Origin of the sequence: Flavobacterium rakeshii (assembly GCF_009741375.1) — a bacterium.
GTDB classification, from domain to species: domain Bacteria; phylum Bacteroidota; class Bacteroidia; order Flavobacteriales; family Flavobacteriaceae; genus Flavobacterium; species Flavobacterium rakeshii.
In genome coordinates this window covers 14,872-31,033 of sequence record NZ_WOWP01000061.1, presented here as the reverse complement: position 1 = coordinate 31,033, position 16,162 = coordinate 14,872, and the positions used below count along the sequence as shown (strand labels likewise).

The window sequence follows — 16,162 nt, the reverse complement described above, 5'->3', positions numbered from 1 at the left end:
TAAAACGTTTTTTTGCTACTTTTACGGGATGAAGTCCCATAAATCCGCATTTTTAGTTCTTTTAGTATCCTGTTTTTTTAGCCTTACAGCAAAAGCTCAGGACAACCCTCCTGTACTTACAGCCACAGGCGACCAAATATATTGTCCCGGCACTCCGGCAAACATCGTTAGCACCTTTACTATTACTGATACCGACGATACCGAAACCAATGCTATATACATACAAATATCATCGGGCTACGTAAACGGACAAGATGTACTTTCACTAAATACAACCATACCTAATATTACCAGCAGTTGGAATTCCTCATCGGGTAAACTTACCATTGAGGGCGTAGGCGGGCAAAGTGTACCCTACAGCAGCCTAATCACTGCCGTGCAAAATGTGGTTTACAACAACACATCTAACAATCCCAGTGGTACGAGGACATTTTCCATAACCATAGGTCAGGCAAACTACCTCCCTTCTACCGATCATTACTATCAGTTTGTACCATCCATAGGCATTAGCTGGACCGCCGCCAGGGATGCAGCCGAAAACACCACCTATTACGGATTACAGGGCTACCTGGCAACCATACTATCGGCAGAGGAAGCCCAACTGGTGGGCGAACAGGCTACCGGAACAGGATGGATAGGCGGAAGCGATGCGCAAACCGAAGGTGTATGGAAATGGGTAACAGGCCCTGAAGCCGGAACTACCTTTTGGAACGGAGGCGTAAATGGCTCTACACCAAACTTTGCTTTTTGGAACACAGGAGAACCTAACAATCAGGGGGAAGAAGATTATGCCCATATAACCGCACCGGGTGTAGGAATACAGGGATCATGGAACGATTTACCCGTAAACGGAAGCACAGGGGATTACGTCCCTAAAGGCTACATAGTGGAATATGGTGGCATGCCGGGCGACCCTGTATTACAAATATCAGCAAGTACCACACTTACCATACCTACTATTTCAAGCACTACCGATGCTGCTAATTGCGGAGAAGGCAGTGTAACATTACAGGCAGAAGCCGAAAACGGAACTGTATACTGGTACAGCACTGCAATAGGCGGAACACCTATTGCCACAGGCAACAGTTTCACTACGCCAACATTAAGTACAGAAACAGTTTATTATGCCTCTGCTTTTGATGAAACCTGTACTACTGCAACGAGAACAGCCGTTACAGCAGCCGTTACAACAATACCAACATTAACAGTTACTAACCCCACCCCTATTTGTGGTGAGGGCACTACATTACTGGAGGCAACGCCTTCGGCAGGGACAGTACAATGGTACACCACACCAACAGGAGGTTCGCCTTTTGCTACAGGCAGCAGCGTTACCAGTCCTGAAATAAACACCGAGACTACTTTTTATGCCGAAGCAGTAAATAATGGATGTACCTCTGAAAACAGGGAAGCGGTTATTGTCACAGTAAATGAATTACCTGATACCGGAGAAAACGAAGAAGTGGTGTTTTGCGAAAATAGCCAGGCTACACTTGATGCCTCAGCCAGTGATGTAACCTACCTGTGGTCTACCGGAGAAACAACTGCTATAATAACCGTAAACCAACCCGGCACTTACACTGTTGAATATACCAATACAGCAGGTTGTACAGCAACAAAAACATTTACTGTAACCGCACTACCGGCACCAAATATTGAAAAAGTTGTTGTAAATACTACCAATGCTACAGTAGTAATGGCTGAGAATGACCCTGAGAATTATGAATATTCCCTTGACGGAGTGCATTACCAGTCAAACAACATATTCATCAATCTAAATGCGGGTCCTCATGTGGTATATGCCCGTTCTATAAACGGATGCGGTATTGATATTCAAAACTTTTATGTATTGCTTATCCCTAAATACATCACACCTAATAACGATTCGGTTAATGATGTATTTACCATAGCAGGTATGGCAAATTACCCTTATGCCAGTATTACGATATTTGACCGTTACGGAAAAACAATAACGAGATTAAACAGTCGTAACCGTAGTTGGGACGGCACGTATAACGGGCACAATCTACCGGCAAGCGATTACTGGTATGTTATACAGCTATCTCCTTCTGAACCCGAGATAAAAGGACATTTTGCGTTAATCCGCTAAGGTATGTTGCTTAATAGTGTCGAGCACTGTTAGGTAATCCTGCTGATTGTTCACAAAATCGAGTCCGTCAACATCAATTACGAGTATATTAAGGTCTTTTTGCAACCTTATGTACTCCATATAACCACTATTCAGTTTATTGAGATAGTCCGGTTGAATATCCTGTTCGTAAGATCTTCCGCGTTGTTTTATCTGTTGCAGCAGGGCATCAGTTTTCCTGTAAAGATAAATATACAGGTCTGGCTTTGGGGTTTCCTTATTTATAATATCAAAAAGCTTTTGATACAGTCTGTATTCGTCTTCCGTCAGGGTAACTTTAGCAAATATCAGTGACTTGAAAATATGATAGTCAGATACCACAAAATCACTAAATAAGTCCAGCTGCGACATATCGTCTGAAAGCTGCTGGTGCCTGTCGGCAAGGAAAGACATTTCAAGAGAAAAGGCATAACGTGCCGGTTCTTTATAAAATTTAGGTAAAAACGGATTATCGGCAAAACGCTCCAGCACAATTTTTGCATTAAAATCTTCGGCAATCCTTCCCGCAAGCGAGGTTTTACCTGCCCCTATATTACCTTCAACAGCCATATAATTCACTCCGCTAAATACAATATCACTAATAGGATTACTTAGTTGTAAAACCAGTTTACAATTACTGTCATCAGGTGATTGTGCTATAAGGGCATCAATATCTTTTTTAAGCACCGGATGCTCCCAACCCGGACTTACATCTTTTAACGGATACAATACAAAATTCCTGTCCTGCATTCGTGGGTGCGGGACTATCAGGTCTGTTTCCGAAATTACCTGATTATTAAAAGCTATAATATCTATATCAATAGAACGGGCACTGTAACCTTCCTCTTCAGTTCTTATCCTACCGGCTTCAATTTCGGCTTTTAGTATTTCATCTAATAATACTTTAGCCGATTTGTGGGTATGTACCATAATGGCACAGTTGTAAAAATCATCGCTATCAAAACCCCACGACGGAGTTTCATACAGCCCCGACACCCTTACCACCGTAGCAATATGATTATGAATATGATTAATACACGACTCTATATGTTGCTGCCTGTCGCCCTGGTTACTCCCTAAAGATAATATGGCCTCGTTTTGAAATTTCATAGGCTGCAAAGTAACTAAAACAATTTTAAAGGCAGTTACATTTAAAACCTGTGTTAACAAATTTGCACCACCTCTTTTAAATATTTTTTAAAATTCTACCTTTAACAACTGTAACACTTTTAGTACATATGCTACTTATATACTACACAATAAAAAAATAGTACCATGCAATTTTTAAAAAACATTTTATCAACCGTAATAGGCATATTTGTATTTTGCCTTCTTTCTTTCTTCCTATTGATATTAATAGGGATTGCTGCCGCGGCAAGCGGAGGTAACGAAGATGTTGTAACTGTAAAAGACAACTCTGTTATAGAACTTAATATCGAAGATGTACATAATGATTATGCCGGAAAATTTTATAACGACAAGCTTTCTTTCTTAAACGATACACCACACGACGGACTTATAAATATCCTTAACGCTATCGAGTCGGCTAAAACCGATGACAAAATTAAAGGTATCACTATCACCAACAGTGCAGTTGGTCTTGGTATTGCCCAAAGCAAAGCTCTAAGAGATAAACTTGAAGATTTTAAATCATCGGGTAAATTTATCGTTGCCTATTCAGATAATTTCAGCCAGTCTGACTACTACCTGAACTCGGTTGCCGATACTATTTACATGAACCCTGTAGCCGACCTTGACTTTAAAGGGCTTTCTTCTGAAATAATGTTCTACAAAGACTTTCAGGAAAAAACAGGTATCAAGATGGAGGTAATCCGTCATGGTAAATATAAAAGTGCCGTAGAGCCTTTCCTTAGCAACAGCATGAGTGATGCTAACAGAGAGCAGATATCAGAACTGCTTGGATCAGTATGGGAATCTGTAGTGAATGATATTTCCAAAAGCCGTAACATACCGGTAGACAGTCTTAACGGCATTGCCAATAAACTTGCTGCCCGTACTGCCGAAATGGCTAAAAACAAAAAACTTATTGATAAAGTAGGTTATGAAGATCAATACCGCGATGGTATTAGACATGCACTTAAAGTTGCTAAAAACGAAAAATACAACTCGGTAGATATTGTTGACTATGCTGAGGCAAACTCAATAAGCGACTTACTTAATAGCGCTGAAGATGAAATTGCAGTTGTATATGCACAGGGAGAAATAAGAAGTGGAGAAGGTTCACTGGATATAATAGGTGAAGGCGCTATGAGAAAAGCCCTTAAAGAAGCCCGTGAAAACGATAATGTAAAAGCTGTTGTACTTAGAGTTAACTCTCCGGGAGGTAGCGCACTGACATCAGAGTTAATATGGAGAGAAGTAGAACTTACAAAACAGGTAAAACCGGTTGTAGTTTCTATGAGTAACTATGCTGCATCGGGCGGATATTATATTTCATGTGGTGCTAACAGGATTTTTGCTGAGCCGGGTACTATTACAGGTTCTATAGGTGTATTTGGTATGCTGCCTAATGTAAGTCAGTTAGCTAATAACATGGGAATACATACTGAAAAAGTAAGCACTCACGATAATGCTTCAGGTTACAGCCTGTTCACTCCGCTTGAAGATGATACAAGAGCTATTATTACCGAAGGTGTGGAAAACATTTACAACACTTTTGTAAACCGTGTGGCCACCGGAAGAAACATGACCTTTGAGCAGGTAGACTCTATTGCACAGGGACGTGTATGGTCGGGCAAGGATGCTCTTAACAAGGGCCTTGTAGACGAAATAGGCGGACTTGATACTGCCATTGCTTATGCAGCTCAACTGGGAGAGACCGAAAGTTATAAAACCGTAAACTACCCTGAATACGAAATGACATTTGACAAATTCCTTGCAGGTAAAAGCGGACTTCCTTTTGCACAGTCTAAAGAAGACCTTATTAAAGAGGAAATTGGTGAGGAAAACTATATTATGCTACAACGTATAAGAAGAATAAACCAACTTAGAGGTAATCAGGTAATTCTTCCTTACGAAATAACAATCAGATAATTTACGTTATAAATCTTTATTTGTATTTTTAGAGCTTCTAACTAAATATTATGATCAAGAAAATTTTAAAATGGGCAGGTATAATCCTGCTCATCCTCATTATTGCACTGGTATCTGTGCCATTCCTTTTTAAAGACAAAATAAAGTCTATGGTCACCAAGGCCATTAACGAACAGGTAGATGCTACCGTAGCGTTTGAAGACGTTAGCCTGAGCCTGTTTAAAAACTTCCCGATGGCAAACGTATCGGTAGACAAGCTGAGCATTATTAATAAAGCTCCGTTTGAAGGCGACACGTTGGTATACATGGGTAATATAGACCTTACCATGTCAGTTAAGGAATTATTTAAAGGTGAAGGCGAACCTATGAATCTGGAATCGCTTTCTACCAAAGACGGTATCATTAACATCCTTATCAACAAAGACGGTGTAGGTAACTTTGACATCGCTTTAAAATCAGACGAGGAAGATACTCCGGGTGATGATAGCGAAAGTAAACCGTTTGCCCTTAACATGCAGGATTACAAAATTGAAAATCTTCGATTTAAATATTTTGACGAAGGCTCTAAAATCAAAATGGTTATAGACAGCCTGAACCACGAAGGTAAAGGTAACTTTGCAGCTTCTAAACTGGATCTTGACACTAAAACATCGGCTAAACTTTCCCTTGATATGGACAACACCAATTACATGAGGGATGTTGTACTTAAGCTGGATGCGGTATTAGGTATTGATTTAGAAAACAGCGTTTATACATTTAAAGAGAATAAAGCATTTATAAACCAGCTTCCGCTGGAATTTGATGGTAGCGTGGCGCTTAAAGACGAAGGACAACAAATAGACCTTACCTTTAAAACCCCTACTTCATCGTTTAAAAACTTCCTTGGACTTGTACCGGAAGCCTATTCGGGTAACCTGAGTTCGGTTCAAACCGAAGGTGACTTTACTATTGACGGTAAGGTAAAAGGACTTAACGGCGAAAACAGCATCCCTACATTTAATGTAGCTATTGCTTCAAACAACGCTTCATTTAAATACCCTGACCTTCCGAAGTCTGTTGAGAATATTGTTATAGATACCAAAATTATAAACGAAACAGGTGTACTTAACGATACTTATGTAAACCTTGACAAACTGTCTTTCAGGATAGATCAGGATGTATTCAACGCTAAGGCAACTGTTAGAAACATAGTTGACAACGCACTTGTAAATGCCGACCTGAACGGAACCATTAACCTGGCTAACGTAAGCAAAGCTTACCCTGTGCAGTTAGACACTCCGCTATCGGGAATACTAAAAGCTAACCTTTCTACCAAATTCGACATGCAGTCGGTAGAGAAAAGTGAGTACGAAAAAATGCAGAACAACGGTAGCATGAGCCTTTCGGGCTTTACCTACTCGGGCGAAGGATTACCTAACCCAATTGATATTACCCAGGCAAGTATTCAGTTTAACCCTAGCAGAATTACCCTTAGCGAGTTTAAAGCTAAAACAGGAAAATCAGACATTGCCGTATCGGGTACGCTTGATAACTTCTACGGATTTATATTTAAGGATCAAACCCTTAAAGGTAACTTCGACATGAATTCTAACCAGTTAATGGTTGCTGATTTCATGGCTCCGGAAAGTGCCACTCCTGCTGCTAAAACAGAAGGCGAAGCAAAAACAGAGGCTAAAGCCGCTACGGCATCATCATCTGAAGCGGTTAAAATACCTGCTTTCCTTGACTGTACCATTACGGCAAAAGCAAACACTGTAATTTACGATAACCTGAACCTTAAAAACGTATCGGGTAAAATGGTTGTTAAAGATGAAGCTGTTGCACTACAAAATATCAGCACTGATATATTTGGCGGAAAAATAGGATTTAACGGTAATGTCTCTACCAAAGCTGCTACACCAACATTCAAAATGGATTTATCGCTTAACGCTGTAGATATTACCCAGTCGTTTACACAACTGGACATGCTTAAATCTATCGCGCCTATAGCAAATGTTATTAGCGGTAAAATAAACTCTACCATAAACCTATCAGGTAATCTGGACAGTAAGGAAATGACTCCGGACCTTAACAGCCTTACCGGAGATTTACTGGGACAGTTACTTAATACCAGCGTAAACAAAGAAAACTCTAAAATGCTTACGGCTCTTGACAGCAACCTAAGCTTTATTGATATAGACAAACTTAACATCAACAACCTGAAAACATACCTTAGTTTTGAAAATGGTAAGGTTATAATCAAACCTTTCAATATTAAGTATCAGGACATTGATGTACAAATAGGCGGACAACATGGTTTTGACCAGTCTATGAATTATAACATTGCCTTTAATGTACCTGCAAAATATTTAGGCAGCGACGTAAACAAACTGATAAGCTCACTAAACGGTACTGATGCCAGCAAAATAAGCATACCTGTTAATGCAGTAGTAAGCGGTAACTTTAACAACCCTAAAGTTAGTACCGACCTGAGTAAAGCTGTAGGTAACCTTACTAATCAGCTTGTAAACCAGCAAAAAGACAAGTTAAAACAACAGGGAGAAGACAAGGTAAAAGATGCTCTTAACAACCTGTTAGGTGGTGGCAAAAAAGAAGAGGATAAAACAGATACATCTGCAACCTCTAAGGAAAACACTACTAATAACCAAACACAGCAAACTGCTGAGGATAAAGCAAAAGAAGCCGGAAAAGATTTGATAAACGGTCTCTTTAAAAAGAAAGACAAAAAAGAAGAATAAATAAAAAAGTCCCGCCAATGGCGGGACTTTTTTATTATAATGACACTGTTATTATTGTACAGTAATAATTACTTCAAAACCTTCGTTAGACCTTACGTTAAACACAGTACCATCTTCAAATATAAGGTACTGCCCCTTCACTCCCATAAGCTTACCGCTATAAGCAGGGGTTTTGGTTAGGTTAAGGCTACTTATTTTGGCAGGATATTCCAGTACAGGATATTCCAGTGTGTACAAATGCTCAGGAGTGGTATCAAAATACTCTTTCACCTCATCCGGCAGTAGTTCTTTTATTTCATTTCTCTTGCTAACTAAATCAATTGGCGGTACATGGTTAACCAACATTTTTTTCCAGTTTATCTTATCAGAAAAATGATCCTTTAAAGCTACCTCAGTTATACCTGCCAAATACCTGTTTGGTACTTCTACAATAGGAATAGCCTGCGATGCTCCCTGATCTATCCAACGTGTAGGAATTTGTGATTTACGGGTAACCCCCACTTTCATATCGCTCGATGATGCCAGGTATACAATATGCGGTTGTAACTGTGCCTTTTGTTCAAATTCTAAATCTCTATCGGCTATACCTAAGTGCGCTGTACTCAGTTCCGGGCGCATAATCCAGTCACCCGCCTGCGGAATCTTGTAAAAACAGTCATAACAAAAGCCCATTCTGTAAATCTTTTTGTTCTTACCGCAGTTAAGGCACTTAAATCCCTGAAAATTAATCTCAAGTTCTCTGCCTAATAACTGATTCATATTCAAAAAGCTGTTTTCAAACACCAGATAATACTGTATCGGGCTGCCCGCTTCTGTCTGCATTTTTGTTAGTACACCTTCGTATTGCATGGAAAATTTAGTATTTTTATGGCATAAAGATACTATAAAATATGGCTTTGGCGATTATCAATTCGGTTGCTTCCTGGATTTTGAAAAAAAGAATCCATCAGATAGAATTGTTTCTAAAATATCCTAACGAAGTACAGGAAGAATTGCTTCATAACCTTATCCGATGGGCCGAAAATACCTCTTTCGGTAAGAAATATGATTTTTCATCCATAAGGAATTACAGCACTTTTGCCGAAAGGATACCTATTTCCACCTACGAGGATTTAGAACCGCTTATTGAGCAAACCCGCCGCGGAGAGCAAAATGTAATTTGGCCTACACAAATAAAATGGTTTGCCAAATCAAGCGGTACAACCAATGCCAAAAGCAAGTTTATACCTGTTAGCCCCGAAGCGCTTGAGGACTGCCATTACAAGGCTGCAAAAGACCTATTGTGCCTTTACTTAAACAACAATGAGGATGCACAGCTGTTTACCGGAAAAAGCCTTAGGCTGGGTGGCAGCAAACAGTTATATGAGGACAACAATACCTTTTTTGGTGACCTTTCGGCTATCCTTATTGAAAATATGCCGATGTGGGCAGAGTTTAGCAGCACCCCTAGCAATAAGGTTTCCCTTATGAGTGAATGGGAAAGCAAGCTATCGGCCATTGTAAAGGAAACCACAAACGAAAACGTAACCAGTTTTGCCGGAGTTCCTTCATGGATGCTTGTTTTAATGAACAGGATACTGGAAGAAACAGGAAAAGGCAACCTGCATGAAATATGGCCTAATGTGGAAGTGTACTTCCACGGCGGAGTAAGTTTTGAACCTTATCGCGACCAATACAAAAAGATACTGCCAAAAAGCGATTTTAAATACTACGAGATCTATAACGCCTCAGAAGGCTTTTTTGCCATACAGGACAGCAACGATAGTGACGAACTTTTATTAATGCTTGATTACGGTATTTTCTATGAGTTTATCCCTATGGACAGCTTTGGGAAACCAAACCAAAAAGCTGTACGACTTGCCGATGTGGAACTGAATAGAAATTACGCCGTACTTATTACTACTAACTCGGGATTATGGCGATACCTTATTGGCGATACCGTACGCTTTACTTCGCTTAACCCATATCGCATAAAAATAACCGGAAGAACCAAACACCACATTAATGTTTTTGGTGAAGAACTGATGGTAGAAAATACCGACAGGGCTATAGCCAAAGCCTGTAACATTACCGGTGCCGATGTGGTAGATTATACCGTTGCCCCTATTTTTATGGACGGCAAGGAAAAAGGCGCGCACGAATGGATTATTGAATTTGGGAAACATCCGGAAGACGTAGAAGCCTTTAGGAAACATCTTGATGAGGCATTACAGTCCCTTAACTCTGATTATGAAGCCAAGCGCTACAATAATATGACCCTTAACCCTCTTGTTCTTAATGTGGCAAGACCTAAGCTGTTTTACGACTGGCTTAAAGCACAGGATAAACTGGGCGGGCAACATAAAATACCACGACTTTCTAACGAGCGTGATTACCTTGAAAAACTAAAGTCTATGCAAATAGCCGATGTAAACGCATAAATACAACTGTTAAATAATCAGTGGTTTATATTGTAGTTTTTATCTTTGTAAAAAAGCGAACACTATGAAAAAGACTTATGTACTGGCATTTGGCGCCTCGGTATTACTATTAGCTTCCTGCGGACCCAAGCGACTGGGCTGTAACGGCAGAAAATGGTGTGATACCGAAAACATGCAAAAAACAGAAAAGACAACCACAGTAAAAAAAGATGTATAAATAAAAAGGCTGCCATTAGGCAGCCTTTTTATTTATTATATACGAGCAATTATGATGCTGCTTTTAAACGCTTAAGTAAGGTTTTGTTTAAGTGATGCTCCACATATTCCTTATCAATATTAAGCTCTGTTTCATCAGAACCCGGAATTTCATACATCGCTTCATTTAGTATTGCTTCACAAAGTGAACGTAGTCCCCTTGCACCAAGCTTATACTCTAACGCTTTGTCTACAATATAATCAAGAGCCTCATTATTAATAGATAACTCAACATCATCCATTGCAAACAGCTTTTTATATTGTTTTACAAGCGCATTTTTAGGCTCTGTAAGTATCGCTCTTAATGTTTCCCTGTCAAGCGGATCCATGTGTGTTAGAACCGGAAGCCTACCTATAATCTCAGGGATAAGACCAAAGTCTTTCACATCTTTAGGGATAATGTATTGTAACAGGTTATCGTTATCAATCTCATCAGCATTACGCGATGTGCTGTAACCTACAGCCTGCCTGTTAAGCCTTTTTGATATAACACGGTCAATACCGTCAAAAGCACCGCCGGCAATAAACAGGATATCCTGAGTATTCACCTCTATAAACTTTTGGTCAGGGTGTTTTCTTCCTCCCTTAGGCGGAACATTCACCACAGTACCTTCAAGAAGCTTTAGTAAAGCCTGTTGTACCCCTTCTCCCGATACATCTCGTGTAATAGAAGGGTTATCGCTCTTACGGGCAATTTTATCTATCTCATCAATAAATACGATACCTCTTTCTGCCTTTTTCACATCATAGTCGGCTGCCTGTAGTAAACGTGTAAGTATACTCTCAACGTCTTCACCTACATAACCGGCTTCTGTAAGTACAGTGGCATCTACAATGGTAAGCGGTACATTTAACATCCTTGCAATGGTTTTAGCTACCAGGGTTTTCCCCGTACCGGTTTGCCCTACCATAAGGATGTTACTTTTTTCAATCTCTACCCCTTCATCATCCTGCTTTTGCATCAACCTTTTGTAGTGATTGTAAACTGCTACCGACAGTACCTTTTTAGTTTGATCCTGTCCGATAACATACTGATCAAGGAAAGTCCTAATCTCTTTCGGCCTTTTAAGCTCAAGCTCAGCCGCAAGCGTAGATGATCCGCTTTGCTTAAGCTCCTCAAGCACTATACCGTGAGCCTGCTCTATGCATCGGTCACAAATATGCGCATTAATACCTGCTATAAGCAAATTGGTTTCAGGCTTTTTCCTGCCACAAAAAGAACACTCTAAAATCTCTTTAGCCATATGTTTTACTCTATGTTTTAAAGGCCGGATTATGAGTCCGGCCAATTAAAACGCAAATATACTATTTATTTCTTATTTACTCTCTTATAAGCACTTCGTCAATCATACCATATTCCTTAGCCTCAGTTGCTTTCATCCAGTAATCTCTCTCACTGTCTTTAAATACTTTGTCGTAATCCTGCTTAGAGTGCTTAGATATTATACGATATAACTCCTCTTTTAGTTTTAGCATTTCACGAAGATTGATCTCCATATCAGTAGCAACACCCTGTGCACCTCCTGATGGCTGGTGAATCATAACTCTTGAATGCGGTAATGCCGAACGCTTACCATCGGCTCCTGCACATAGAAGTACAGCACCCATAGAAGCTGCCATACCTGTACAGATAGTAGCTACATCAGGCCTAATGTACTGCATGGTATCATACATACCTAAACCGGCATATACGCTACCACCCGGAGAGTTAATGTAGATTTGAATGTCTTTTGAAGCGTCTGTACTTTCAAGGAACAATAACTGCGCCTGTACAATGTTTGCCACCTGGTCGTCTATACCAGTACCTAAAAAGATAATCCTATCCATCATTAAACGTGAAAAGACGTCAAGCTGAGCCACATTCATCTGGCGCTCTTCCATGATGTAAGGAGTCATTCCCACCGGAGTAACTCGGTTAACTAATTTATCGTAATATAGATTGTTTATGCCATGATGTTTTGTGGCATATTTTCTAAATTCTTTGCCGTAATTCATAGTCCGTTTTTGATTTAAATTTAATTAAGTGTAAAAAAAAGCGTCAGGATAAAAATCCTGACGCTCAAATATACTCATTTTTTACGAGATTTACTCTCCGTACATTTCCTTAATGAACGCCTCGTAAGTAACTTCTTTTTCTTTAGCTTTCACGTTCTCCTTAAACAGGTTAAGCATTTTTTCGCTCATTACCTGCTCAGATAACCTCTTAACTTCGTCTTTGTTAGAAAGTACTCTAGACACGATACCTTCAACATCTTCGTCTGTTGGATTCATCTGACCGAACTGTGCCATTTGTTTTTTAATAACCTCTGCAGTGTATGCTTTAAGATCATCAAAAGTTATTTGAAGGTTGTTTTCAGTAATAACTTTACCTTCAATTAACTGGTAACGTAAACCTTTTTCAGATTTGTTGTACTCTTCCTCAGCCTGCTCTGGAGATAGCGGGTTTTCACCAGCTGTTTGTATCCATTTTTTAAGGAATTCTGCAGGAAGATCAAACTTAGTGTTCTCAATAAGGAACTCAGTTACATCGTTAAGGAATTTCTGATCTGCCTGAGTAGCAAACTGCTGCTCTGCATCTTCCTTAATTTTTTCTTTTAACTGCTCTACAGATGTTACAACACCTTCCCCAAATAACTTATCAAAAAGCTCCTGGTTAAGTTCTGCTTTCTCTGTAGTATTAATTTCTTCAATAGTGAAGTCAACATCAATTTCAAGACCGTGAACATCGTCGTGACCTACTTTAAGGTACTCCATAAGTTTGTGGTCGTCATCAAACAGGTTTTTAGTAGAAACAGTAACTACATCACCAACTTTTTTACCGATGAATTTTTTACCTGCTGTTTTAGTTTTGAAGATAGACGGAGTAATTGTTACATTATTGTTGATACCTTTCTCTTCGTTAGTGAAAGTACCTTTAATATCATCTCCTTCTTCTGATTTCTCTTTAGAAACAAGTTTACCGTATTGTTTTTGTATACGCTCTACCTGCTCATCAAGCATTTTCTCGTCTGCTGTGATGTTGTATTTTACAAGTTTGTTTTTAGCTGCAAGATCTACAGCAAACTCAGGCGCAAGACCAAGTTCAAACTCAAAAGCATAATCATCTGCATCCCAGTTAAAATCTTCAGTGATTTTTGGAAGCGGATTACCAAGAATATCCAGTTTCTCCTCAACAAGGTAATCGTTTAGTGAAGTCTGAAGTAATTTGTTTACCTCATCTACAAGAACGGCTTTACCATATTGTTTTTGTATAAGGCTCATTGGCACAGCACCTTTCCTGAATCCAGGGATACTGGCGTTTTTTCTGTAATCACCTAATACCTTATCTACGTTTGGTTTATAATCTTCTTTTGTAATGGCTACTGTTACAACAGCATTTAGCGCATCTACCTGCTCTCTTGTAATATTCATTATCTAAAATTGTTTAAACACCATAAAATTATGGGTTGCAAAAATATATTTTTTTTACAACCCACACAAGTTTTTAATTTATTGTATTTCAATACCCTTAAAAAGAATACTGATATTAATTACGTGATTCTTTTTCAGACAGTCCCACTACCAGTGACTGACAGAAAGACAACAGCAGACTAAACAGTAATGCATACCAAAAACCACTAACTGTAAAACCGGGAACCAGCTCATCACACAGCAAAATAATTATAGCGTTTATTACCAGTAAAAACAGCCCCAAGGTAAAAATTGTTGCCGGTAAAGTAAAAAGCACCAGTATAGGCTTTACAAATATATTTAAAAGTCCAAGTACCACAGCAACTAATAGTGCTGTTACCCAATTAGTAACATTTACCCCCGGAAGCAGGTTTGCCAATATGAGCACAAAAACCGTGGTAAAGAAAATTTTTATAAGTGTTTTCATATAAAATCAATTTGATTGATACCTATAAAAATAAAAAAAGCATCGGGGAAATCCGATGCTTTTTAAGAAAATATTATCTCTTTTCTAATCTTTTAGTTCGTAGGCAATACCGTAGCACCAGGGTAATAACCCGGTACAATGTTAGGCAGCTTAGCATTGTAATAGCTGTTAATCACTTTAATGATTTCATTAGCTACCATTGCATAACCTCTAGCATTAGGGTGAACACCATCAAGAGAGAACACAGTTGTATTTAATGCCGAAGTACTAAAGTAATCTGCAGTATAAATTTGCCCGTCCTCTACTCTTAATCCACTTACAAGCTGATTAAGTATAGCATTCATATCGGCAACTGCCAGTCCTTTTGAAGCAGCAATAGCTTTAATTGTATTATTATAGCTTGTTGTAGCCACTTTAACCATTTCGCCCTCAGCAGCTGTTAATACATGACTATCCTGTAACGGATAAGTAATACCAAAACTATTAAACGGTGCAGGCACACCCGCTGGAGCAGTACCTATTACACCTCTTGTTGTTAAAAGCACCAAATCGTTTGCTGTAGCCTGTCTAGCCTGTCCGTAAGTTTGCCCTAAAAAGTCGGCTATAGGAGCATATTGTGGAATAGTAGAAGCAACAGCGGTAATTTGAGCACTTAAATCGGTAAGACTTTCATCTTTTATCAATAAGGGATTAGCAGCTCCTAAATCAAGAGCATTAATTCTGTCTCCCGCTCCAAAATTGGTTAATATCTGATCTAAAACACTATATAATTGCTGATTAAGCTGAGTCATTGTAGCAGCACCAACCTGTGAATCACCACCTCCTAATAAATTAGTAGTTAACGGATTGTAAGGAACCGTAGTAAAGAAAGGTATCGAAGTAACATCCGGTATGGTTGCCACTACTCCTTTAGCTCCGCCAGATGTAAGCATATCTGTAATTGCAGAATAAGTTGCTGCAAACACATTAGGATCGGTAATATCATTACCTCCGTAAGTTGACGGATCCAGGTTACCCGTTTGATCTACTCCTACACCTCCCGATGTTGCATACGAAAGCACATCGTTACTACCAATCCAGTTAGTAAAGAAGGTAGGATTTTTAGTCATTGCATCACCCATTACTGTAGCAGTTGGCGATGTTGCATGACGAGCAAAATAAGGGTTTGCCTGCCCTGACGGTACACCTGCAAGGTTACCATAACCAGACGCCAGTAAATGGAACGACTTTGCTCCCGGTACACCCATATTATTATAAGCCATTGCCTGCTGATTAGCCAAATCAATAGTAGACGTTCCGTTAATAGTCTCCGGACCTCCGGCCGTTGCGTTAATAATTAACCTTGTTGGAAAACGATTTACCTCATCATCCAATAATGGTTGCCCATTAAAGACAAGCCCTCCATAGTCATTAACATCATCATCATAAGATGGTTGTGTAAACGCGCCTCCGCCTACTACAGCAAACTGTTGCGAAAGCAGGTTAGGAAACGAATACATTTGCCCACCACGGGACATAGTACCATCCATATAACCTGCCGTTAATGAGTTACCTATTGCTACGTATGATGAAAAATCGGCATCACCCGCACTGTAACTCGCGTTTGTCACTTCATTATTAAATTCAGGTTCACAGGCAATAAGCCCGGCTGCAAGTAACGATAAGTATATAAATTTATTTTTCATGTCGT

12 protein-coding genes are annotated in these 16,162 nt (G+C 39.4%); 5 read left to right on the top strand and 7 right to left on the bottom strand.

The genetic code is table 11. The features are described from left to right. Positions 1 to 28: 28 nt before the first annotated feature. The gene (locus GN157_RS15325) at positions 29 to 2,110 is read left to right on the top strand and encodes an Ig-like domain-containing protein (RefSeq protein ID WP_157484380.1); all 2,082 of its coding nucleotides are present in this window, start codon (positions 29 to 31) and stop codon (positions 2,108 to 2,110) included. Here GN157_RS15325 and folK read toward each other — a convergent pair. Continuing rightward, positions 2,099 to 3,238, bottom strand: coding sequence for a 2-amino-4-hydroxy-6-hydroxymethyldihydropteridine diphosphokinase (folK, locus tag GN157_RS15320; protein ID WP_157484379.1), 1,140 nt, complete (start codon positions 3,236 to 3,238; stop codon positions 2,099 to 2,101). The two genes, GN157_RS15325 and folK, sit on opposite strands and share 12 nt — an antisense overlap. Positions 3,239 to 3,403: 165 nt before the next feature. On the opposite strand from folK, the gene sppA reads away from it, so the two are divergent. Both sppA and GN157_RS15310 read left to right on the top strand, forming a co-directional pair. Then, positions 3,404 to 5,182 carry a signal peptide peptidase SppA gene (gene sppA, locus GN157_RS15315; protein ID WP_157484378.1) on the top strand — a complete coding sequence of 593 codons (1,779 nt, stop codon included), beginning with the start codon at positions 3,404 to 3,406 and terminating at the stop codon, positions 5,180 to 5,182. A 50-nt stretch (positions 5,183 to 5,232) separates the two neighbouring features. Beyond that, a complete protein-coding gene (locus tag GN157_RS15310; RefSeq protein WP_157484377.1) occupies positions 5,233 to 7,920 on the top strand; it encodes an AsmA-like C-terminal region-containing protein in 2,688 nt (895 codons plus the stop codon). A gap of 51 nt (positions 7,921 to 7,971) precedes the next feature. On the opposite strand, the gene GN157_RS15305 is transcribed toward GN157_RS15310, so the two are convergent. Next, on the bottom strand, positions 7,972 to 8,769 hold the full coding sequence (locus GN157_RS15305; RefSeq protein WP_157484376.1) for a DUF2797 domain-containing protein: 798 nt from the start codon (positions 8,767 to 8,769) through the stop codon (positions 7,972 to 7,974). A 41-nt stretch (positions 8,770 to 8,810) separates the two neighbouring features. On the opposite strand from GN157_RS15305, the gene GN157_RS15300 reads away from it, so the two are divergent. Beyond that, a complete protein-coding gene (locus tag GN157_RS15300) occupies positions 8,811 to 10,340 on the top strand; it encodes a GH3 auxin-responsive promoter family protein (protein WP_157484375.1) in 1,530 nt (509 codons plus the stop codon). A gap of 64 nt (positions 10,341 to 10,404) precedes the next feature. Then, the gene (locus tag GN157_RS15295; RefSeq protein ID WP_157484374.1) at positions 10,405 to 10,557 is read left to right on the top strand and encodes a hypothetical protein; all 153 of its coding nucleotides are present in this window, start codon (positions 10,405 to 10,407) and stop codon (positions 10,555 to 10,557) included. Between the two features lie 49 nt (positions 10,558 to 10,606). Here the strand turns inward: GN157_RS15295 and clpX are convergent, their stop codons facing one another. The 5 genes from clpX to GN157_RS15270 all read right to left on the bottom strand — a co-directional run bounded on the left by clpX (position 10,607) and on the right by GN157_RS15270 (position 16,157). Continuing rightward, the gene (clpX, locus tag GN157_RS15290; protein WP_157484373.1) at positions 10,607 to 11,839 is read right to left on the bottom strand and encodes an ATP-dependent Clp protease ATP-binding subunit ClpX; all 1,233 of its coding nucleotides are present in this window, start codon (positions 11,837 to 11,839) and stop codon (positions 10,607 to 10,609) included. A 76-nt stretch (positions 11,840 to 11,915) separates the two neighbouring features. Further along, on the bottom strand, positions 11,916 to 12,590 hold the full coding sequence (clpP, locus tag GN157_RS15285) for an ATP-dependent Clp endopeptidase proteolytic subunit ClpP (protein WP_157484372.1): 675 nt from the start codon (positions 12,588 to 12,590) through the stop codon (positions 11,916 to 11,918). A 90-nt stretch (positions 12,591 to 12,680) separates the two neighbouring features. Beyond that, positions 12,681 to 14,006 (bottom strand): trigger factor, encoded by a 1,326-nt coding sequence (gene tig / locus GN157_RS15280; protein ID WP_157484371.1) that lies wholly within the window; start codon positions 14,004 to 14,006, stop codon positions 12,681 to 12,683. A 115-nt stretch (positions 14,007 to 14,121) separates the two neighbouring features. Further along, a complete protein-coding gene (locus tag GN157_RS15275) occupies positions 14,122 to 14,472 on the bottom strand; it encodes a phage holin family protein (protein ID WP_157484370.1) in 351 nt (116 codons plus the stop codon). A 92-nt stretch (positions 14,473 to 14,564) separates the two neighbouring features. Next, positions 14,565 to 16,157: an SGNH/GDSL hydrolase family protein gene (locus tag GN157_RS15270; RefSeq protein WP_157484369.1), complete on the bottom strand. Its 1,593-nt coding sequence runs from the start codon at positions 16,155 to 16,157 to the stop codon at positions 14,565 to 14,567. Positions 16,158 to 16,162: the final 5 nt, after the last annotated feature.

What these genes read in the sequence shown, in the direction of transcription:
- GN157_RS15300 (WP_157484375.1), top strand. Translation starts at nt 8,811, where the DNA reads ATGGCTTTGGCGATTATCAATTCGGTTGCTTCCTGGATTTTGAAAAAA.
- tig (WP_157484371.1), bottom strand. Translation starts at nt 14,006, where the DNA reads ATGAATATTACAAGAGAGCAGGTAGATGCGCTAAATGCTGTTGTAACA.
- GN157_RS15310 (WP_157484377.1), top strand. Translation starts at nt 5,233, where the DNA reads ATGATCAAGAAAATTTTAAAATGGGCAGGTATAATCCTGCTCATCCTC.
- GN157_RS15305 (WP_157484376.1), bottom strand. Translation starts at nt 8,769, where the DNA reads ATGCAATACGAAGGTGTACTAACAAAAATGCAGACAGAAGCGGGCAGC.
- sppA (WP_157484378.1), top strand. Translation starts at nt 3,404, where the DNA reads ATGCAATTTTTAAAAAACATTTTATCAACCGTAATAGGCATATTTGTA.
- clpX (WP_157484373.1), bottom strand. Translation starts at nt 11,839, where the DNA reads ATGGCTAAAGAGATTTTAGAGTGTTCTTTTTGTGGCAGGAAAAAGCCT.
- GN157_RS15270 (WP_157484369.1), bottom strand. Translation starts at nt 16,157, where the DNA reads ATGAAAAATAAATTTATATACTTATCGTTACTTGCAGCCGGGCTTATT.
- clpP (WP_157484372.1), bottom strand. Translation starts at nt 12,590, where the DNA reads ATGAATTACGGCAAAGAATTTAGAAAATATGCCACAAAACATCATGGC.
- folK (WP_157484379.1), bottom strand. Translation starts at nt 3,238, where the DNA reads ATGAAATTTCAAAACGAGGCCATATTATCTTTAGGGAGTAACCAGGGC.
- GN157_RS15325 (WP_157484380.1), top strand. Translation starts at nt 29, where the DNA reads ATGAAGTCCCATAAATCCGCATTTTTAGTTCTTTTAGTATCCTGTTTT.
- GN157_RS15295 (WP_157484374.1), top strand. Translation starts at nt 10,405, where the DNA reads ATGAAAAAGACTTATGTACTGGCATTTGGCGCCTCGGTATTACTATTA.
- GN157_RS15275 (WP_157484370.1), bottom strand. Translation starts at nt 14,472, where the DNA reads ATGAAAACACTTATAAAAATTTTCTTTACCACGGTTTTTGTGCTCATA.